18 protein-coding genes are annotated in these 20,178 nt (G+C 52.7%); 13 read left to right on the top strand and 5 right to left on the bottom strand.

The genetic code is table 11. From position 1 onward, the window contains the following. Positions 1–88 precede the first annotated feature (88 nt). A complete protein-coding gene (gene ydiK, locus RTX30_RS01055) occupies positions 89–1,195 on the bottom strand; it encodes an AI-2E family transporter YdiK (RefSeq protein ID WP_312685959.1) in 1,107 nt (368 codons plus the stop codon). A gap of 208 nt (positions 1,196–1,403) precedes the next feature. Between ydiK and RTX30_RS01060 the strand changes: the two genes are divergently transcribed. The 5 genes from RTX30_RS01060 (at position 1,404) to RTX30_RS01080 (ending at position 6,943) form a co-directional block, all read left to right on the top strand. Next, a complete protein-coding gene (locus RTX30_RS01060; RefSeq protein WP_312685961.1) occupies positions 1,404–4,460 on the top strand; it encodes an FAD-binding and (Fe-S)-binding domain-containing protein in 3,057 nt (1,018 codons plus the stop codon). After that, positions 4,457–4,867, top strand: coding sequence for a 1,4-dihydroxy-2-naphthoyl-CoA hydrolase (menI, locus tag RTX30_RS01065; protein WP_312685962.1), 411 nt, complete (start codon positions 4,457–4,459; stop codon positions 4,865–4,867). The genes RTX30_RS01060 and menI overlap by 4 nt, the downstream gene beginning before the upstream one ends. A gap of 217 nt (positions 4,868–5,084) precedes the next feature. Further along, positions 5,085–6,002: a kdo(2)-lipid IV(A) palmitoleoyltransferase gene (lpxP, locus tag RTX30_RS01070; protein ID WP_312685963.1), complete on the top strand. Its 918-nt coding sequence runs from the start codon at positions 5,085–5,087 to the stop codon at positions 6,000–6,002. Positions 6,003–6,099: 97 nt separating this feature from the next. Then, the gene (locus RTX30_RS01075) at positions 6,100–6,429 is read left to right on the top strand and encodes a hypothetical protein (protein WP_312685964.1); all 330 of its coding nucleotides are present in this window, start codon (positions 6,100–6,102) and stop codon (positions 6,427–6,429) included. A gap of 112 nt (positions 6,430–6,541) precedes the next feature. Beyond that, positions 6,542–6,943 carry a hypothetical protein gene (locus RTX30_RS01080; RefSeq protein ID WP_312685965.1) on the top strand — a complete coding sequence of 134 codons (402 nt, stop codon included), beginning with the start codon at positions 6,542–6,544 and terminating at the stop codon, positions 6,941–6,943. Between the two features lie 49 nt (positions 6,944–6,992). Here the strand turns inward: RTX30_RS01080 and RTX30_RS01085 are convergent, their stop codons facing one another. Next, entirely contained in the window at positions 6,993–7,733 is a 741-nt protein-coding gene (locus RTX30_RS01085; protein WP_312685966.1) for an EAL domain-containing protein, read from the bottom strand. Between the two features lie 634 nt (positions 7,734–8,367). Here RTX30_RS01085 and RTX30_RS01090 point away from each other — a divergent pair. After that, entirely contained in the window at positions 8,368–10,095 is a 1,728-nt protein-coding gene (locus RTX30_RS01090) for a PilZ domain-containing protein (protein ID WP_312685968.1), read from the top strand. 22 nt (positions 10,096–10,117) lie between these two features. Here RTX30_RS01090 and RTX30_RS01095 read toward each other — a convergent pair whose 3' ends face one another. Beyond that, entirely contained in the window at positions 10,118–10,891 is a 774-nt protein-coding gene (locus RTX30_RS01095) for an alpha/beta fold hydrolase (RefSeq protein WP_312685971.1), read from the bottom strand. Between the two features lie 520 nt (positions 10,892–11,411). Here RTX30_RS01095 and sufA point away from each other — a divergent pair. From sufA to RTX30_RS01130, 7 genes are all read left to right on the top strand, one after another. Next, positions 11,412–11,768, top strand: coding sequence for a Fe-S cluster assembly scaffold SufA (gene sufA, locus RTX30_RS01100; protein ID WP_312685973.1), 357 nt, complete (start codon positions 11,412–11,414; stop codon positions 11,766–11,768). An 8-nt stretch (positions 11,769–11,776) separates the two neighbouring features. Then, positions 11,777–13,264, top strand: a complete 1,488-nt coding sequence (sufB, locus tag RTX30_RS01105) for a Fe-S cluster assembly protein SufB (RefSeq protein ID WP_312685975.1) — start codon at positions 11,777–11,779, stop codon at positions 13,262–13,264. A gap of 17 nt (positions 13,265–13,281) precedes the next feature. Then, positions 13,282–14,028 carry a Fe-S cluster assembly ATPase SufC gene (gene sufC / locus RTX30_RS01110; protein WP_312685977.1) on the top strand — a complete coding sequence of 249 codons (747 nt, stop codon included), beginning with the start codon at positions 13,282–13,284 and terminating at the stop codon, positions 14,026–14,028. Beyond that, positions 14,003–15,274 (top strand): Fe-S cluster assembly protein SufD, encoded by a 1,272-nt coding sequence (gene sufD / locus RTX30_RS01115; RefSeq protein WP_312685978.1) that lies wholly within the window; start codon positions 14,003–14,005, stop codon positions 15,272–15,274. Before sufC ends, sufD begins: the two co-directional genes overlap by 26 nt. After that, entirely contained in the window at positions 15,271–16,491 is a 1,221-nt protein-coding gene (gene sufS / locus RTX30_RS01120; protein WP_312685980.1) for a cysteine desulfurase SufS, read from the top strand. Before sufD ends, sufS begins: the two co-directional genes overlap by 4 nt. A 14-nt stretch (positions 16,492–16,505) precedes the next feature. Continuing rightward, positions 16,506–16,922: a cysteine desulfuration protein SufE gene (gene sufE, locus RTX30_RS01125; protein ID WP_312685982.1), complete on the top strand. Its 417-nt coding sequence runs from the start codon at positions 16,506–16,508 to the stop codon at positions 16,920–16,922. A 96-nt stretch (positions 16,923–17,018) separates the two neighbouring features. Next, positions 17,019–18,041, top strand: coding sequence for a L,D-transpeptidase family protein (locus RTX30_RS01130; RefSeq protein ID WP_312685983.1), 1,023 nt, complete (start codon positions 17,019–17,021; stop codon positions 18,039–18,041). A gap of 53 nt (positions 18,042–18,094) precedes the next feature. Here RTX30_RS01130 and RTX30_RS01135 read toward each other — a convergent pair whose 3' ends face one another. Both RTX30_RS01135 and pykF read right to left on the bottom strand, forming a co-directional pair. Next, positions 18,095–18,331: a major outer membrane lipoprotein gene (locus tag RTX30_RS01135; RefSeq protein WP_007374746.1), complete on the bottom strand. Its 237-nt coding sequence runs from the start codon at positions 18,329–18,331 to the stop codon at positions 18,095–18,097. Between the two features lie 308 nt (positions 18,332–18,639). Next, entirely contained in the window at positions 18,640–20,052 is a 1,413-nt protein-coding gene (gene pykF / locus RTX30_RS01140) for a pyruvate kinase PykF (protein WP_312685985.1), read from the bottom strand. Positions 20,053–20,178: the final 126 nt, after the last annotated feature.

Below are 20,178 nucleotides of genomic sequence, written 5' to 3' on the forward strand. Positions count from 1 at the left end.
TTGGACGTCTCTTGCCAGAATTAGCGCAGCTGAATGATAAGCAATGCTTAATGATTACTTAAGGCGGGCTTCCCCGCCTTAAGGCGCGTCAGGAGGGATTGTCTAAATCTTGCACATCGGTAAGTGCGTTATCACTGTCTTCGGGGGCCGGGGCTTCACTGACCCATGCCGAGAAAAGTCGCCACGAAACGGCGAGCAGTACCGGGCCAATAAACAGCCCAATCATTCCGAAAGCGACCAGTCCGCCAATTACCCCGGACAGAATGAGGATCAGCGGCAAATCAGCCCCCATGCGGATCAGCACCGGGCGGATAAAGTTATCCAGCGTTGCCACCACACAACTCCATACCAGCAGTACGGTGCCCCAGGTCGAGTCACCACTCCAGTAGAGCCAGATAATAGCAGGAACTAATACCAGCAAAGGACCAATCTGTACCAGGCAGGTCATCAGCATCATCACGGTGAAAAGGGTAGCGTAAGGTACGCCGGAAATCGCCAGACCGATACCACCAAGTACCGCCTGCACCAGCGCCGTCACGACCACACCGAGCGCCACGGCGCGTATCGCCTGGCCGGCAAGCAGTACCGCCGCATCTCCGCGGCGGGAAGCCAGCCGGATGGCAAAGTGGCGAATACCCTGTGCTACCTGCTCACCGCGCCAGTACAACAGGGCGCTGAATAACAGCATCAGAGTACAATGCAACATAAAACGGCCAATATGCGCAGCCTGACCGACAAACCAGGTCGTGGTGGCGCCTACGTAAGGGCGCAGTTTCGCCATAATACCGCTTCCGCCCATGTCCAGCAGACTATGCCAGCCAGCATAAAGCCTGTCGCCAACCAGTGGAATGCTGTGCAGCCAGGCCAGATCCGGCGGCGATGTTACGCCGGTTGTTACCGCATGAATAACCGGGCCGCTGGAGTCAACCAGGCTGTTAACCAGCAAAGCAACCGGAATAATAAACAGCAGGATCAGCAACAGCATCATCACCAGCACCGCCAGCGAGCGGCGGCCAAAAAGCACGCGTTGCAGACGCAGCAACAACGGCCAGGTTGCAATCACCACTGTACCCGCCCAGGCGAAGCCGAGGATAAAGGGCTGAACGACCCACAGACAGGCAATGATCATGAGCGCTAAAAACAGCACCGACAGCATGACTTGCGGTACATCCCTGGACTGACGTAGATCAACCATATGAATTACTCACCTTTTTACGTGGCCGAAAATTCGGTATATCGGGAAATCACCAGTGATAATGATTAATGATTTCAGCGATTTTGGACAGTCTGATTCTGCCTGTAATTCTCATGGGCGTATAAGAAAAAAATGTGATACAACGATGAATGCAACAAGCAAACGATTAACTCTTTACAACACTCACCGTCAGGCAGGGTCAAGCATAATGATCCCACAGATTTCCCAGGCACCCGGCGTCGTTCAGCTGGTGCTGAATTTTTTGCAGGCTTTGGAGCAACAAGGTTTTACAGGTGATACCGCCACCAGTTACGCCGACAGGCTGACAATGGCGACAGATAACAGTATTTACCAGTTATTACCCGATGCTGTCGTTTTCCCTCGTTCAACGTCAGACGTTGTCCTCATTACCCGCCTTGCCGCCGAAGAGCGGTTTCGCACGCTGGTGTTTACCCCGCGTGGTGGTGGTACCGGCACCAACGGGCAGGCGTTAAACCAGGGCATCATTGTTGATATGTCCCGCTATATGAACCGCATTATGGAGATCAACCCGGAAGAGGGGTGGGTGCGTGTAGAGGCGGGGGTCATTAAAGATCAACTGAATCAGTACCTCAAACCTTACGGTTTCTTCTTCGCCCCGGAACTCTCCACCAGCAACCGTGCGACACTCGGTGGCATGATCAATACCGACGCCTCCGGTCAGGGCTCGCTGGTGTATGGCAAAACGTCCGACCACGTACTGGGCGTTCGCGCTGTTCTGCTGGGCGGCGATATCCTGGATACACAGGCGATGCCGGTTGCGCTGGCGGAAACGCTCGGGGCGGCGAACACGGCCATTGGCCGCATCTATAAAACGGTGCTGGAACGTTGCCGCGATAACCGCCAATTAATTCTTGATAAATTTCCGAAGCTTAACCGTTTTCTGACCGGTTACGATTTACGTCATGTCTTTAATGATGAGATGACGGAGTTTGACCTCACCCGTGTGCTGACCGGGTCCGAGGGCACGCTGGCTTTTATTACTGAAGCCCGTCTGGATATCACCCCTTTACCGAAAGTACGCCGGCTGGTGAACGTCAAATATGACTCCTTTGACTCTGCGTTGCGCAATGCGCCATTTATGGTGGAAGCGCGGGCGTTGTCGGTGGAAACGGTGGATTCCAAAGTACTGAACCTGGCGCGGGAAGACATTGTCTGGCATTCGGTTAACGAGCTGATTACAGATGTGCCGGATAAGACAATGTTGGGTTTGAATATTGTTGAATTTGCCGGCGATGATCAGGCCTTGATTGATGGCCAGGTGCAATCGTTGTGCGAGCGTCTGAGCACATTGATGGCGGACGGTGAAGGCGGCGTGATTGGCTGGCAAATTTGTGAAGATTTGGCCGGTATTGAACGTATCTATGCAATGCGTAAAAAAGCCGTCGGGCTGCTGGGCAATGCCAAAGGTGCAGCAAAACCTATCCCCTTTGCCGAAGATACTTGCGTACCGCCGGAGCATCTGGCCGATTATATTGTTGAGTTCCGCGCGCTGCTGGACAGCCACGGGCTGAGCTATGGGATGTTCGGTCACGTTGATGCCGGGGTGCTGCACGTGCGTCCTGCACTGGACATGTGCGATCCGCAGCAAGAGATACTGATGAAAACCCTCTCTGATGAGGTGGTTGCACTCACGGCAAAATATGGCGGCCTGTTATGGGGCGAGCACGGGAAAGGTTTCCGGGCAGAGTACAGTCCGGCATTTTTTGGCGAGCAACTCTATGGCGAGTTGCGCAAAGTCAAAGCAGCGTTCGATCCGCAAAACCGTCTTAACCCTGGGAAAATTTGCCCGCCAGAAGGCATCGATGCGCCGATGAAGCAGGTCGACGATGTTAAACGTGGCACGTATGATCGACAGATCCCGATTGCCGTTCGTGCCTCCTGGCGTGGGGCTATGGAGTGTAACGGTAACGGTCTGTGTTTTAACTTCGACGCGAAGAGTCCGATGTGCCCGTCGATGAAAATTTCGGCTAACCGTATTCATTCACCGAAAGGACGCGCCACGCTGGTGCGGGAGTGGCTGCGCCTGCTGGCGGATCGCGGAATCGATCCTGTTCAACTGGAAAAAGAGTTGCCGGAAAAACGCGCCAGTCTGCGTTCGCTGATTGAACGGACCCGCAACAGCTGGCATGCGCGCCGTGGCGAATATGATTTTTCCCATGAAGTCAAAGACGCTATGTCGGGCTGTCTGGCCTGCAAAGCCTGTTCTACCCAATGCCCCATTAAGATAGATGTGCCGGAGTTCCGCTCCCGGTTTCTGCAGCTTTACCATAGCCGTTACCTGCGCCCCATGCGCGATCACCTGGTCGCGACGGTAGAAAGCTATGCGCCGCTGATGGCGCGAGCGCCGAAGACCTTCAACTTTTTTATGAGTCAGCCTTGGGTGCGTTCGTTGTCAGCAAAACACATCGGCATGGTGGATTTGCCGTTACTGTCGGTGCCGTCGCTGCAACGCCAGATGGTGGGCCACCGAACGGCCAACATGACGCTGGAGCAACTCGAACAACTCGATGTAGCGCAAAAAGCAAAAACGGTGCTGGTGGTCCAGGATCCCTTTACCAGTTATTACGATGCGCAGGTGGTCGCGGACTTTGTCCGGCTGGTGGAAAAACTGGGTTTCCAGCCCGTTGTGCTTCCTTTTTCGCCCAACGGCAAGGCGCAGCATATTAAAGGCTTCCTGAACCGTTTTGCGAAGACAGCGCAAAAGACAGCCGATTTCCTTAATCGCGTGGCTAAACTTGGCATGCCGATGGTAGGCGTCGATCCTGCGCTGGTGCTCTGTTATCGGGATGAGTACAAGCTGGCTCTGGGCGATGAGCGCGGCAATTTTCATGTGCAACTGGTGCATGAATGGTTACCTGCGGCGTTGGAAGAAAGAGACGCGCAGGCGATCAGCGGCGAGCCGTGGTATCTGTTTGGTCACTGCACTGAAGTGACGGCGCTGCCTGGCGCGCCAGCGCAATGGGCGTCTATTTTCGCGCGTTTTGGCGCGAAGCTGGAAAACGTCAGCGTTGGCTGTTGTGGAATGGCCGGAACCTACGGGCATGAAGTGAAAAACCATGCCAGTTCACTGGGTATTTATGAACTCTCCTGGCACCAGGCCATGCAACGTCTGCCGCGCAGTCGCTGCCTGGCAACGGGATACTCCTGTCGCAGTCAGGTGAAACGTGTCGAAGGCAATGGCGTCCGTCATCCGTTACAGGCTTTACTGGAGATACTGGCATGATCTGGAAACGCGCGGTGACCCTGGAAGCGCTGAATGCCATGGGTGACGGCAATATGGTGGGGTATCTCGACATTCGTTTTGAGCGCATCAGTGATGATGCGCTGGAAGCGTCGATGCCGGTAGACCATCGCACCCATCAGCCATTTGGATTATTGCACGGTGGTGCCTCTGTGGTGCTGGCAGAAACGCTGGGCTCGGTGGCCGGGTATTTATGTACGGAAGGAGACAAAAAAGTGGTAGGGCTGGAGGTTAACGCCAACCATCTGCATTCCGTGCGTAGCGGGCGTGTTCGCGGCGTTTGCCGCGCACTGCATGCGGGCGGGCGGCACCAGGTGTGGCAAATTGATATCTTCGATGAACAGTCACGACTCTGTTGTTCATCGCGGCTGACAACCGCCATAGTCTGAGCCACAAACCTGTGTAATTGGAAAGAAAAATTCATTTTTTATTCACTATTCTTTACATAGGTTCTTAGCCGTTCGTGCTATATTGCGCAGCACTGGATGTGTCGCTTCGGTTGACCCCTTTCATGGAAACCGCAGTGAAGTGTTGTAACGCATAATGACCTGATGAAGCGATTCATTGTCTCCTTAAGCGCTACTGAATACCGGCTTTTTGGTGACAATGATGGCTACATTTAAACCCGCATTTTTACACCCACGTTACTGGATCACATGGTTCGGACTTGGGTTTCTCTGGCTCCTTGTGCAACTTCCGTATCCTGTCCTTGCCCGCCTTGGCGCGGGCCTTGGGCTTGCTTCTCGCCCCTTTCTCAAACGCCGCGAGCGCATAGCGCGCCGTAATCTTGAGCTGTGCTTTCCGCTAATGGATGGCGCACTGCGCGACGCTTTGATCGAAAAGAATTTCAAGTCGCTCGGCATGGCGCTAATCGAAACAGGTATGGCCTGGTTCTGGCCGGATCAACGCGTGCGTCGCTGGTTTGACGTTGAAGGCTATCAGCATTTGCAGTCGGCGCAGGCTAGCCAGCGCGGGGTGATGGTCGTGGGCGTACACTTCATGTCGCTGGAGCTCGGCGGCCGGGTGATGGGGTTGTGTCAGCCGATGATGGCAACCTACCGTCCGCACAACAACCCGCTGATGGAGTGGGTACAGACGCGTGGTCGTATGCGCTCGAATAAGTCAATGATCGATCGCCGCAACCTCAAGGGGCTGGTCAATGCACTGAAGCAGGGGGAAGCGGTGTGGTTTGCACCGGATCAGGATTATGGTCGTAAAGGCAGTATTTTTGCGCCGTTCTTCTCAGTTCAAAATGCCGCCACGACCAATGGTACTTTTGTTCTGTCGCGCCTTTCCGGGGCGAAAATGCTGACGGTCACCATGGTGCGTAAAGAAGACAATTCAGGCTACGCGCTGCATATTGGCCAGGCGCTGAGTGATTATCCTGTACAGGACGAATTCGCAGCGGCCAGCTATATGAACCGGGTGATTGAGCGTGAAATCCTGCGCGCGCCGGAACAATATTTATGGATCCATCGCCGCTTCAAAACACGACCTGTCGGCGAGCCTTCTCTTTATAATTAATCAGCACGTTGAACGCCCCGTTTTGGGGCGTTGTACTATTATTTTGCCAATAAACGGCTACGGGATGCATATGATCAGGTTGATTGCGGGCGGCTGCTTGGCCCTGTTTACTGTTTGTAGTTCTGCGGCGGGCATCAGCCTGCTGTGTGATGAGTATACGGCTGTTGTCGATCCGGGTGGATTGACGGTAAATGGCCGCCACTACACCAATCCGCAGGAGAAACCGTATGAAATCTCCGACCAGTACAGCGGGCGCACCCTGACGTACACCGACAGTAACGATCAAAACAGCGATAGCAACTGGGTTTCTATTCATATCATTACCCAGCTTTCCAGTGGCAAAAAAGCTTTTTTCTATTCCGATAATCATCATACGAATGAGAAGGCGATTATCTGTACCCGCAAAGATGAGGTACAGCAGCCCTAACGGGCGATACGCTAAATAGCCACACTAAATGGTTGGTTACCTTCTATTTGATTTTCTTATGCAGGGGTATTCTCTGTCACTGCGAGGAACAAGCAAATTAAGGGAAAGGATCATGGATACGTCATTAAAAGGGGTGCCAGCTTCACAGACGGGCTCTGCTGTCGTCAAGGGGAGCTGGAAGGCGAGGACTGAGCTGCAAAGCGGCACGTTTCAGACGCTCCTGAAGCAGGCCGCAAAAGAAGATAAATCGCAGAAGGCGCCGCCTTTTAGCCGGTTAACCCCCACCACGTTAAAAACTATCGTCACCCAGCTCTCAGCGGGGCAAAGCACCACACCTTCCGCCGGATCGCAACACGCTACTCACCAGGGTAAAAAAGCGCTGACAGATGAACAGAGCGCAATTCTCAGCATCAAAACTACACTGCTTGCCGAACGTGAACGCTACAGTGGCAAAGTGCAGAAACTGGCTAACCCAAAAGACCCGCTACTGGTGTTCAACCTGCTGCGATTGTAGTGACTCCCGGCCTGCTCAGTTATGGGCAGGCTGTTTGTCGCCGATGTTCTCAGAGTCCTTCCAGCAGACGTAACTGACTGTAGGTGAGCGGACGGGACAATGCATAGCCCTGAATGCCTGGCGAGGGATGTTTCTGCAGAAAGTGCAGATCTGCCGACTTCGCGATGCCGGTACAGAACACCGTAATACCTGCAGAGATAAGCGGCCCGATGCAACGGCGTAGCGCAGTAAAGGTTGCAGCATCCTGATGGATATTCTCAATCATGGCGCGGTCAAGGTGGATCGTATCAAAAGATAACTGTGACAGAGTGCTGGCGGGTATTGCGCCGGGCCTGGCCTCGTCCAGCGCCAATAAAAAGCCATATTCTTTAGCCTGTCTTAAATATGTAACGTAATTAATAAGTGGTGCTTTAAGGATCTTCTCGCTTATTGTGATTTCCAGATTCTGAGGTGCAACATTATTCTGCAAACTGCGTTTATAAATGCCTGCCAGGTATTCCATGTTGCCCATCAACTGCGCGGGTAACTTAAAGGAAATTACCAGCGCAGATTTGAGTTTAAGTAAGTTACATGCACTCGCGATAATAAAATCACAAACCTGAAAAAGCGTCTGCGGATGCGTTAACTCAGGCGTGATCTGTTGCGCAGGGATTAAGAAACCTTCGGCATTAAAAAATCTGGCAAGCACTTCATAACGTAGGATTTTATTACCTGAAAGCTGAATAATCGGTTGAAACTCAGCAGTCATCTGCATTTTCTTGCCAGTAAATTCTAAGGTTTGTATTTCCATTATCCCTGATAAGGATCTCCACAAAATGATACAGCATATTGAAAACATATAATTTTTTGATTCTACATGCCGAATGATAACCGTTAAAATTGTTTTGAATGATCGATTACTCTTACTTTGATAGTCTCTATCTATCACTGTTAAGAAAATGATCGCTTAAATCTATAAATAAAACTGGTATTTCAAACTCGTTAGCTTTATTTTGGGATGACCTTTGATTGTTATGATTTTGAGATGGATCTTATCTACTTGTTTTTAGTGCAAGAGGGGCATTGAGGCGCGTCAGTTAAAGCTTATCCTATCGTTTTGTTTTGCATATACCCAGCAAACCTCCGTCAAATAACAATCCATAAATCAAACAGTTGGTTTTTTTATCTCTAATTAACGTACGAATTGTTTATTTCGAATTTAGAAAAATCTTAATCTATTTTTTGTAGTATTAAACAGGCATCATGGATATTAGAATCGGGGCAGGAATGGCCAAAAAATGAGAAAGTGACGTTTCTGCGTCATCTCTGCCCCGTATAACACGTTGTTGCGGAGCGTATCGGTTCATCTGCGCTGCGCGCATTACAATGATTCGGCCGCGGCCACTGACCCGCGGCGACATCATTTATCATGTAAGGGATAAAGCATGGCGGAACACTGTTCACTCCCACCAGGAAATGTTATCCATTCGTTAATTCAGCATCCGCATATGCTGTCGATTTATGCGCAAGATATGCCTTATGCATTAACTGCGGGCATCAGTGCGCTCGATCAACAAACGAATCGTATGGTGCTCGACATTGAATACGCCGGTAAGGATATCGAAAATTATCTTTTTGAGGGTGGTCTGAACTTCGATCTCGAAGCGGTTAAAGCCGGCGAGGATATTGAGCGCGATACTTATAGCCTGAGCCGTATCCCGGCCAGGCTCATAAAAACAGACAGCAAATTCTACCGGTTCGAATGCCAATTACCGGAATCTGCCCTCGTTGAAGAGAGCCGTGGGGAAATACGTATTCCGTTTATTCTTGGAATGCAGGCGCGTGCATCCCTTGATGTTTACTCACAGCAACTCTCCATTCCCGGCCGGGTACGCAATTTATCCGTTGGCGGCTGCATGGTCGAAATTGACCTGTTCGAGAGTATTGCTCTGGAAGTTGGGCAGACTATTTCAGGCATAACGCTGGAGTTTCCTGACGGAGAACGTTTTGACGCGCAGGGCGCTATTCGCCATATCCGCCCGTTTGGTAATAACGGTTATGCCGCTATCGGGATCCAATTTGTCGACCTGACCTCATCCCAGTCCCAGTCGTTATTCCGCTATGTGAATGAGGCGGAAAGGGAGGCCGCGTACCGGACAGGGATCCGCGGCATGATGGTCTACGAATCGCCGCTGTTTATTCCAGGGCAGGGTGAACGTAAAGCCCGGCAGCGTGAAATGCAGGAGCGCGAGAAACGCGCGCGCCAGACGCCAATGGAGCAAGGCGTGATGAAAGTGGCGCACCGCCTGCAGGTGGCGCTGATGTACATGAAAACGCGTAACCGTTTACCGGTTGATATCTTTTATGACTGCGTCGATACGTTGCTTTATCTGCAACAGCAGGATCGCAAGGTACTGCTGTATGCACTTTCCTGCCTGCGCGACGAGCCAGAATGGGTACGGCATGCCATCCAGGTTGCAGCCAGACTGGCTGATATGCTGCGTCTTCGTGACCCGCGCGATCCGCAACTGCGTGAGGCCACGCTAGGTGCCATCATGCATACACTGGGTAAACCGCTTCTGGTCAGCGCCGCGTTGCCTTCCCTGAAAATCAACATGGATGCGCAGCAGAAAGCGCTTCTGCGAACCCATGTTGGTACATTGCTGAACCGTTTACGTGCGCTGGGGTGGACGCCGGGGCTGACCTGCCGCGATGTGATTGAAAATGCCAACGAACGGCTCGATGGCTCAGGTTATCCTGCTGGTAAACGCGGGGCGCAACTTTCCGCGCTGGCACGGCGTTTGTCGGTTATCAAAGCAATCAATAAACAGACGCATGCCCGCAATGGCGAGCCACCGCTCACGCCGCTGGTCGCCTGCCGTAACATTTACCAGGCCGATCACGTTTGGGATCGCGAAGTGATTGTCGAGTATCTGCAAATTTACGGTTTTTACCCGATCGGCAGCCTGGCGAAATACGCCGGCGGTTTTCTTGGCTGGATCAGTGATATCGACAGCAAAGGGAAGCCGGAGGTGGTGCACATCGTGAAGAATTTGCGTTTCCCGGAGAGCACGATCCATTGCGTCGTGTCGAAAGAGGCATTAACCCAGATGGGCACGCTGGAGGACATTGTTAACCCGGCAGATTACGGCCTGAAAGTGGTTAAACTTTAAGGCCGTGATCACGCGTGGTGTATTACCCGTACTGTTTGAGGAAATCGACAATCAGTTGCGTGACTCTTTCCGGGTTTTCGCGGTTACTGATATGCGCAGCATTCGGGATCAGCGTAAAGTCGCAGCCAAGTTTATCGGCCATTAAACGGCCTTCCGTTGCCGGGCGTGGAAGGTCGAGCGCGCCGGTGGCGACATGAACAGGACAGGTAATATTTTCCAGTACGGGCAGGCGGTTTGGGCGACCAAAAATGAGTTTGCCGAGAGGAACAATACTGTTACGCAGCTGTTCTGCGCTGAGCGACGCCAGGGCGCTGTGCAGGTGCTGAACATCTTCCTGGGCAGCGTATCTGGAGTAGAACTGTGCGACCACATACTCCAGCATCGGTGCCGGTATAGCCCCGGTGACGTTGATTGCATTGAGCATCATGAAGTATTGATCTCTCGCTGCCTGCGTTTCATCGCCGATGAACGTATCGAATAGCATCAACGCTCTGACCCTTTCAGGTGCCGCGGCTGCCAGTTCGGCACCCCACATGCCGCCAACGGATAAGCCGACCACCGCGAACTGCTCAATACCCAGCGAATCCATTAATGCCAGATGATCGCGGGCGATATCCGCCATCGATGAGACCGATTCGGGCAGGGCGGGTGATTCGCCATGACCCCATAAATCGGTGGCGATTACGCGAAAATGGCTCGCCAGTGCATCAATCTGCGGCGACCACATAGACTTATCAAACAGATAGCTGTGGCCCAGTAAAACGGGAAATCCTGCACCTGTATCTGAATACGACATTTTTAGCTGCGTCTTCACTCATACTCTCCTTGCGCTAAAGAGCCCTCGCGTGGGCACGGATTTTAAACAGCCACATCATAGCTGAGATGCTCACCTACGGTGAAGGAGGCAAAATCCCATTCTGCCAGCCAGGTTTTTGAATTAACGCACCGGGAATGGCGGAGTAAGGATGCGAGGTATGTCCTTGATTCCCGGTTTTGTGATGCAGCTAACTTTTTGATTACTGACTAACTTTTTGATTCAAAGAATTTTTCAAATCCTATCTCAAAAATAGGTATTGCCTATACATCTTTTCTTTTTTAACCGCTTGCTCATGGCTGGCCGTTTAAAGTCATTATTTATCAATTTATTAAACAATTTTTCACTTGTCTGTAAAGCCATTCAGCAGGGTCTATGCTTATAGCAAGTGCCGAAAAAAGGGGCATCGGCGGAATAACCCTTCGGAAAAGAGGTTGAAGTGATAATCATTATCACTAACATAGCGTTATGCCCTTCTGATCTGCTGATGTGAGGTAAAGCGATGGAATCATTTAATCCGGAAGATTTTGCATGGCGCGGGCTCACCATGACGCCTGCTGCTGCAGAACATATTCGTGCTCTGGCTGCGAAACAGGCGGGTGTGCTTGGCGTGCGGCTTGGTATTAAACAGACCGGCTGCGCCGGGTTTGGCTATGTGCTCGATACAGTGACCGAGCCCAGTGCCGATGATTTGCTGTATGAATCTGACGGCGCGCGTCTTTATGTGCCCCTCCAGGCCATGCCGTTTATCGATGGCACCGAAGTGGACTACGTGCGCGAAGGCTTAAATCAGATCTTCAAATTTCATAACCCAAAAGCTCAGCACGAATGCGGCTGCGGCGAAAGTTTTGGGGTATAGGCGGTACTATGTCTCGTAATACTGAAGCAACAGATGATGTCAAAATCTGGACCGGCGGCAACCTCAACTACAAAGAGGGTTTTTTCACCCGCCTGACGACCGATGAGCTGGCCAAAGGCATCAACGAAGAGGTTGTGCGGGCGATCTCGGCCAAGCGTAACGAGCCGGAGTGGATGCTCGAATTTCGCCTGAACGCGTTCCACGCCTGGCTGGAGATGGAAGAGCCGCACTGGCTGAAAGCCCACTACGACAAACTGGATTACCAGGATTACAGCTACTACTCGGCCCCGTCGTGTGGCAACTGCGATGACACCTGTGCTTCGCAACCCGGCGCCGTTCAGCAGACGAATGCCAACGCCTGGTTAACCGAAGAAGTGGAAGAAGCGTTTAACCAGTTGGGTGTACCGGTTCGCGAAGGGAAAGAAGTGGCGGTAGACGCCATTTTTGACTCCGTTTCGGTGGCAACCACCTACCGTGAAAAACTGTCGGAACAGGGGATTATCTTTTGCTCCTTTGGCGAGGCGATCCACGATCATCCGGACCTGGTAAAGAAATACCTTGGCACGGTCGTGCCCTCAAACGACAACTTCTTCGCGGCGCTGAATGCAGCAGTGGCCTCGGACGGTACCTTTATCTACATCCCGAAAGGGGTGCGCTGCCCAATGGAGCTGTCGACCTATTTTCGCATTAATGCAGAAAAAACGGGCCAGTTCGAACGTACCATCCTTGTGGCCGATGAAGGCAGCTACGTCAGTTATATCGAAGGCTGCTCTGCGCCGGTGCGCGACAGTTACCAACTGCACGCGGCGGTGGTGGAAGTGATTATCCACAAAGATGCCGAAGTGAAATACTCAACGGTGCAAAACTGGTTCCCAGGTGACAATAACACCGGCGGTATCCTCAACTTTGTGACTAAGCGCGCGCTATGTGAGGGCGACAACAGCAAGATGTCGTGGACGCAGTCTGAAACCGGTTCGGCCATTACCTGGAAATACCCGAGCTGCATTCTGCGTGGTGATAACTCGATTGGCGAGTTCTTCTCCGTAGCGCTGACCAGTGGACATCAGCAGGCCGACACCGGCACCAAAATGATCCACATCGGTAAAAACACCAAATCGACGATTATTTCGAAAGGGATCTCGGCCGGACACAGCCAGAACAGTTATCGCGGCCTGGTGAAAATCATGCCGACGGCCACCAATGCCCGTAATTTTACCCAGTGTGACTCCATGCTGATTGGCCCCGACAGCGGCGCACATACGTTCCCTTATGTTGAGTGCCGCAATAATAGCGCGCAGCTGGAGCACGAAGCGACCACATCACGTATTGGTGAAGATCAACTGTTCTACTGCCTGCAACGTGGCATCAGCGAAGATGACGCGATCTCAATGATTGTTAACGGCTTCTGTAAAGACGTGTTCTCTGAGCTGCCGCTGGAGTTTGCCGTCGAAGCGCAAAAATTGCTGGCTATTAGCCTTGAACACAGCGTCGGTTAAGGATTAAGGGACAATAAATGTTAAGTATTAAAGATTTGCAGGTGAGTGTTGAAGATAAAGAGATCCTGCGTGGTCTGAGTCTGGAGGTTCGCCCTGGGGAAGTGCATGCCATCATGGGGCCGAATGGCTCCGGCAAGAGCACGCTTTCTGCAACGCTGGCCGGGCGTGAAGATTATGAAGTTGTTAGCGGCAGCGTGGCGTTTAAAGGCAAAGATCTGCTTGCGCTTTCACCGGAAGACCGGGCAGGCGAAGGCGTGTTTATGGCTTTTCAGTATCCGGTCGAGATCCCCGGCGTCAGCAACCAGTTTTTCCTGCAAACGGCGCTCAATGCGGTGCGTAAATATCGCGGCGAAGAGGCCCTGGATCGTTTTGACTTTCAGGATCTTATGGAAGACAAAATTAAGCTGCTGAAAATGCCGGAAGATTTGTTAACCCGCTCGGTAAATGTGGGTTTCTCTGGCGGTGAGAAGAAGCGCAATGACATTCTGCAAATGGCGGTACTGGAGCCGGATCTGTGCATTCTGGATGAAACCGACTCGGGGCTGGATATTGATGCGCTGAAAATTGTTGCCGACGGCGTAAATGCGCTACGCGATGAGAAGCGGGCTTTTATTATCGTTACGCACTACCAGCGGATCCTTGATTACATCAAACCCGACTTTGTGCATGTGTTGTATCAGGGGCGCATTGTGAAATCGGGCGACTTCACCCTGGTTAAGCAACTGGAGGAGCAGGGCTATGGCTGGCTTACCGAACAGCAGTAACGCACTGCAGCAGTGGCATCACCTGTTTGAAAAGCAGGGTGGTACCCGCTCCGACATCGCGCAGCAACACCTGCAACAGCTGCTGCGACTGGGGCTACCGACGCGCAAACAGGAAAACTGGAAATACACGCCGCTTGATGGCTTGCTGAACAGCCAGTTTGTGGCGACGACGGCGCCCGTCAACGCGCAACAGCTTGCAGCACTGGCCTTGCCGGTGGAGGCCATACGGCTGGTGTTTATCGATGGTGAGTTTAACGCCGCCTTAAGTGATGATACTGCTGGCTCCGGTTTCGACGTGTCGTTTGTGGATGCGCGGCAGAATTTGCCTGCACCGGTACAGCCAGAAGTGTTCCTGCATTTAACGGAAAGCCTGGCGCAGGGCGTGACCTGGATTAAGGTGGTACGTGATCAACGGCCTTCTAAGCCGTTGCTCTTAATGCATATCACTCAGGGCGTGGCGGGTGAGGAGATGAACACCGCGCACTATCGCCACCATCTGGAACTGGCGCAGGGTGCGGAGGCGACAATCTATGAGCACTATGTCAGCCTCAACGCGCAGCCGCATTTTACCGGTTCGCGCCTGACAATGAACGTTGCGGCCAATGCGCACTTGCATCACGTCAAACTGGCGTTTGAAAACCCGGTGAGTTACCACTTTGCGCACAACGATATCTGGCTGACGGATGACGGTTCTGCAGAGAGCCACAGTTTTCTACTGGGGGGCGCGGTGTTGCGCCATAACACCAGTACGCAACTGAATGGCGAAAACACGCAACTCAATATCAATAGCCTGGCAATGCCGGTGAAAACGGAAGTCTGCGACACCCGCACCTGGCTGGAGCACAACAAAGGCTACTGTAACAGCCGCCAGTTACATAAAACCATTGTCAGCGATAAAGGCCGGGCAGTGTTTAACGGCCTGATAAATGTGGCACAGCACGCGATTAAAACCGATGGGCAGATGACCAACAACAACTTGCTGCTTGGGCGTCTGGCGGAAGTGGACACCAAGCCACAACTGGAAATTTACGCCGACGACGTGAAATGCAGCCACGGTGCCACCATTGGTCGAATTGACGATGAACAGATGTTTTACCTGCGCTCGCGCGGTATTGATCAGCAGGCGGCGCAGCAAATGATTATCCATGCCTTTGCCGCAGAGCTGACAGAAGCTATCCGCGACGAAGCGCTGAAACAACAGGTGCTGGCGCGTATCAGCCAGCGCCTTGCAGGGGGCGTAGCATGAGTTTTCCCGTTAACAACGTGCGTGCCGATTTCCCGGTCCTGCAGCGTGAAGTGAACGGATTGCCGCTGGCGTATCTTGACAGTGCCGCCAGCGCGCAAAAACCGAATCAGGTCATTGACGCGGAAGCGGAGTTTTTCCGCCACGGCTATGCGGCAGTCCACCGCGGCATTCACACCCTGAGCGCTGAAGCCACGCAGCGTATGGAGAATATTCGTGTGCAGGCGGCGGCATTTCTCAATGCCCGCTTGCCGGAAGAACTGGTGTTTGTGCGTGGCACGACTGAGGGCATCAACCTGGTAGCGAACAGCTGGGGGAACAGCCAGGTTCGCGCGGGGGATAACATCATCATTACCGCGATGGAGCACCACGCCAATATTGTGCCATGGCAAATGCTGTGTGAGCGGGTGGGCGCGCAGTTACGCGTGATCCCGCTGAACCAGGATGGCACATTACAACTGGAAGTGCTGCCGACATTGCTTGACGAGCGCACCCGCTTACTGGCGGTTACGCATGTGTCTAACGTGCTCGGTACCGAAAACCCGGTGGCGGAGATCATTGCCGCTGCGCATCAGTTCGGGGCGAAAGTGCTGGTGGATGGCGCGCAGGCGGTAATGCATCATCCGGTCGATGTACAGGCGCTGGATTGTGATTTTTATGCCTTTTCGGGTCATAAGCTCTATGGCCCAACGGGCATTGGTGTGCTGTATGTCAAAGAGGCGATCCTCAATGATATGCCACCGTGGGAAGGCGGCGGCGCCATGATCGCCACAGTTAGCCTGACCGAAGGCACGACCTGGGCAAAAGCGCCGTGGCGTTTTGAAGCAGGCACGCCCAATACTGGCGGGATCATCGGACTGGGAGCGGCCCTTGATTATGTAACGGCGCTGGGGCTAGACGCGATTGGTGAGTATGAGCAAACGTTAATGCACTATGCCTTAACGTCGCTGGCGGATGTGCCGGATCTCACGCTGTATGGCCCGGCACAACGCCAGGGAGTCATTGCTTTTAATTTGGGTAAGCACCACGCTTACGACGTTGGCAGCTTCCTGGATAATTACGGCATTGCGGTGCGTACCGGGCATCACTGCGCCATGCCGCTGATGGCATTCTACAATGTGCCCGCCATGTGCCGTGCGTCACTCGTTATGTACAATACGGAAGAAGAGGTGGATCGTCTGGTAGCAGGCCTGAAACGTATTCATCAGTTACTGGGCTAACTTAAGAGGCGAAAATGGCGGTATTACCGGATAAAGAGAAATTGCTGCGCAATTTTGGCCGTTGTGCCAACTGGGAAGAGAAGTATCTTTATATTATCGAACTCGGTCAGCGACTGCCGGCCTTAAGCGACGAAGATCATAACTCTCAGAACCTTATTCAGGGTTGCCAGAGCCAGGTGTGGATTGTCATGCATCGCAACGAGGCCGGGGTCATTGAACTGGCCGGTGATAGTGATGCCGCGATAGTCAAAGGACTTATTGCGATTGTCTTTGTGCTCTATCAGCAGATGACTGCGCAGGATATTGTCGCGTTTGATGTACGCCCATGGTTTGAACAGATGTCGTTAACGCAACATCTCACCCCCTCCCGCTCGCAAGGGCTTGAAGCCATGATCCGCGCTATCCGCAACAAAGCTGCAAACATTAGCTAAACTCTAAAAACAGCTTCCATCCTGTGATGCGAGGTGATATTCACCTCGCATAGGCTTTGCATTCTGGTGGCTTGCCAGTGAATACAGGAACTACACATGAAACGCGTCTCTCTTCTTTCTCTGTGCTTTTTCGGCGCGGTTAGCGCAACCCAACTGGCCTGTGCGGCGGAGTACTCATTGCCAGCGGATAGCAGCCGTCTCCTTGGTCAGAACCAGACGTACACCGTGCAAGCCAGCGATAAAAATTTACAGGCCATTGCCCGGCACTTTGATACGGCCGCGATGTTGATTCTGGAAGCCAACGACACTATCGCGCCCGTGCCGCGCCCGGGTACGGTCGTTACCATTCCTTCGCAATTGCTGTTGCCGGATACGCCGCGCGAGGGGATTGTGGTGAACCTCGCAGAGCTGCGGCTTTACTACTTCCCGCCGGGTAAAAACAGTGTGCAGGTCTATCCTATCGGTATTGGTCAACAGGGGCTGGAAACGCCGGTTTCGGTGACCCGCATTAGCCAGAAAATCCCCAATCCGACCTGGACACCCACCGCGGGCATTCGGGCACGCTCACTGGAGCGGGGCATTGAACTCCCGCCCGTGGTGCCAGCAGGGCCGAATAACCCGCTGGGGCGCTTTGCGCTGCGCCTGGGGATGGGGCAGGGTGAATATCTTATCCACGGCACCAATGCGCAGGATAGCGTAGGATTGCGCGTCAGTTCTGGCTGTATCCGTATGAGCGCACCAGATATTCAGGCGCTTTTTGCGCAGGTTGCAGCGGGTACGCGGGTCGCTATTATCAATGAACCGGTGAAATATGCAGTCGAACCGGATGGCCGGCACTATATTGAAGTGCATCGTCCGTTGTCGCAAACCGTTGAAGAGGACACGCAACGTTCGCCTATCGCGATTTCCGCCACGCTGGCGACATTGATCGATCAGTCCGGCGGCGACAGGCAGTGGGTTACTAAAGCGCTGAATCGTCGTGCCGGTTACCCGGTGGCCATTCCGGCAGGGAAATCCGCGTCAGTGACGGAGAGCGTAGTTTCAGCGCAAAACAGCGACGATAAAATGGCAACAGATACGGCAACAGATCAGCAGACGGGGACACAACGGGGCGGGTAAATAGCAGGCAAAAAAAATGGCGCACAATGTGCGCCATTTCATCACAGGTACTCTTACTTACGGTAAGAATGAGCCTGGTTGTCCAGACGCTGGTTAGCGCGAGCTGCGTCGTCTTTAGCAGCCTGAACGTCGGAACGGATTGCGTTCACGTCGTTGCTCAGCTGGTCAACTTTAGCGTTCAGAGTCTGAACGTCAGAAGACAGCTGATCGATTTTAGCGTTGCTGGAGCAACCAGCCAGCAGAGTAGAACCCAGGATTACCGCGCCCAGTACCAGTTTAGTACGATTCATTATTAATACCCTCTAGATTGAGTTAATCTCCATGTAGCGTTACAAGTATTACACAAAGTTTTTTAGGTTGAGAATATTTTTTTGATGGGAATCCACTTAAATTTGATCGTTCGCTCAAAGAAGCACCGACTTTTAGAAAAAAGTTAAAAAACGTCTGTTAAAACAGCACAATCTCATCGGATTCATCTTAGATAATGTCGCGATTAAATAGTGAAAGCCTATTTGCTTTTTTATTTATGGCGGTATTCAGAATATAAAAAAAGCGCCACAAGGGCGCTTTTTTTATCAACGATGAATGTCCGGTTTTATTACAGAACGTGGACAGACGCCGTGTTGGTGGTACCGCTCGGAACCAGCGCGCCGGAAACCATAACGACCACGTCGCCTTTGGCTGCCAGACCGCTTTCCAGCGCTACCTCTTTACCCAGACGGTAGAAATCATCGGTAGAGGAGATCTCTTTCACCAGCTGCGCGACAACGCCTTTGCTCAGCACTAACTGACGTGCGGTCACTTCGTTAGTGGTCAGGGCCAGAATGGTGGCATCCGGGAAGTACTTGCGCACGGCACGTGCAGATTTACCGCCCTGGGTTGCAACGACAATCAGCGGTGCTTCCAGTTTTTCAGCCGTTTCAACCGCGCCACGGCACACCGCTTCGGTGATGCGCAGTTTACGGCTGTCGTTGTTGAAGTCCAGACGGCTGGTCATCACGCGGTCGGTGCGTTCGCAGATGGTCGCCATGATAGAAACGGCTTCCAGCGGATATTTACCTTTTGCAGACTCACCAGACAGCATCACGGCATCGGTACCGTCGAGGATGGCGTTCGCCACGTCGCCAGCCTCTGCGCGGGTCGGACGCGGGTTTTTGATCATTGAGTCCAGCATCTGGGTAGCAGTGATCACCACTTTGCGCGCGCGGATACATTTTTCGATCATCATCTTCTGGGCGAAGATCACTTCTTCAACCGGGATTTCAACACCCAGATCGCCACGGGCAACCATGATGCCGTCGGAGGCTTCGAGAATTTCGTCGAAGTTGTTCAGGCCTTCCTGGTTTTCAATTTTGGAGATGATCTGAATGTGCTCGCCACCGTGTGCTTTCAGGTGTTCGCGAATTTCGACTACGTCGGAACGTTTACGAATAAAGGATGCTGCAACGAAGTCCACGCCTTGTTCGCAGCCGAAAATCAAATCTTGTTTGTCTTTTTCAGCCAGCGCTGGCAGGGCGATGGAAACGCCAGGCAGGTTTACGCCTTTGTTTTCGCCAAGATCGCCGTTGTTCAGCACTTTACAGATAACTTTGTTGCCTTCTATGGCAGTCACTTCCATACCGATCAGACCATCGTCAACCAGTACGGTGTTGCCGACGCTCAGGTCGCTGGTGAAGCCTTCATAGGTGACGGCGACGGTATCGGCGTTGCCGACGACAGATTTGTCGGTGGTGAAGGTGAAGGTCTGGCCGGCTTTCAGAGAAACATCATTGCCGCCTTCCAGTTTAATGGTGCGGATTTCAGGGCCTTTGGTGTCCAGCAGGATTGCCGCTTTTTTCCCGGTTTTGCTCATCACGTTGCGCAGATTCTGGATGCGCTGGCCGTGCTCAGCATAATCACCGTGGGAGAAGTTCAAACGCATGACGTTCATGCCCGCGTCCAGCATCTTCGCCAGCATCTCTTCGGATTCGGTTTTTGGACCGATGGTGCAAACAATTTTGGTCTTTTTCATGACAGTTCTGGTCTTTAAGTTTGAGTTGAGAAGGATATGGAAATCACGCTCCGGGTAGCGCACGGCTCCGGAGTCAAACCTGTGTTGCGAAAAGAGCGATGCCACAGACTAAGGATAGGTGACATC

Source organism: Kosakonia sp., assembly GCF_032052965.1.
GTDB lineage: Bacteria > Pseudomonadota > Gammaproteobacteria > Enterobacterales > Enterobacteriaceae > Kosakonia.

Coding starts and splice junctions, on each gene's coding strand:
- ydiK (WP_312685959.1), bottom strand. CDS start 1,195: ATGGTTGATCTACGTCAGTCCAGGGATGTACCGCAAGTCATGCTGTCG.
- RTX30_RS01060 (WP_312685961.1), top strand. CDS start 1,404: ATGATCCCACAGATTTCCCAGGCACCCGGCGTCGTTCAGCTGGTGCTG.
- menI (WP_312685962.1), top strand. CDS start 4,457: ATGATCTGGAAACGCGCGGTGACCCTGGAAGCGCTGAATGCCATGGGT.
- lpxP (WP_312685963.1), top strand. CDS start 5,085: ATGATGGCTACATTTAAACCCGCATTTTTACACCCACGTTACTGGATC.
- RTX30_RS01080 (WP_312685965.1), top strand. CDS start 6,542: ATGGATACGTCATTAAAAGGGGTGCCAGCTTCACAGACGGGCTCTGCT.
- RTX30_RS01085 (WP_312685966.1), bottom strand. CDS start 7,733: ATGGAAATACAAACCTTAGAATTTACTGGCAAGAAAATGCAGATGACT.
- RTX30_RS01090 (WP_312685968.1), top strand. CDS start 8,368: ATGGCGGAACACTGTTCACTCCCACCAGGAAATGTTATCCATTCGTTA.
- RTX30_RS01095 (WP_312685971.1), bottom strand. CDS start 10,891: ATGTCGTATTCAGATACAGGTGCAGGATTTCCCGTTTTACTGGGCCAC.
- sufA (WP_312685973.1), top strand. CDS start 11,412: ATGGAATCATTTAATCCGGAAGATTTTGCATGGCGCGGGCTCACCATG.
- sufB (WP_312685975.1), top strand. CDS start 11,777: ATGTCTCGTAATACTGAAGCAACAGATGATGTCAAAATCTGGACCGGC.
- sufC (WP_312685977.1), top strand. CDS start 13,282: ATGTTAAGTATTAAAGATTTGCAGGTGAGTGTTGAAGATAAAGAGATC.
- sufD (WP_312685978.1), top strand. CDS start 14,003: ATGGCTGGCTTACCGAACAGCAGTAACGCACTGCAGCAGTGGCATCAC.
- sufS (WP_312685980.1), top strand. CDS start 15,271: ATGAGTTTTCCCGTTAACAACGTGCGTGCCGATTTCCCGGTCCTGCAG.
- sufE (WP_312685982.1), top strand. CDS start 16,506: ATGGCGGTATTACCGGATAAAGAGAAATTGCTGCGCAATTTTGGCCGT.
- RTX30_RS01130 (WP_312685983.1), top strand. CDS start 17,019: ATGAAACGCGTCTCTCTTCTTTCTCTGTGCTTTTTCGGCGCGGTTAGC.
- RTX30_RS01135 (WP_007374746.1), bottom strand. CDS start 18,331: ATGAATCGTACTAAACTGGTACTGGGCGCGGTAATCCTGGGTTCTACT.
- pykF (WP_312685985.1), bottom strand. CDS start 20,052: ATGAAAAAGACCAAAATTGTTTGCACCATCGGTCCAAAAACCGAATCC.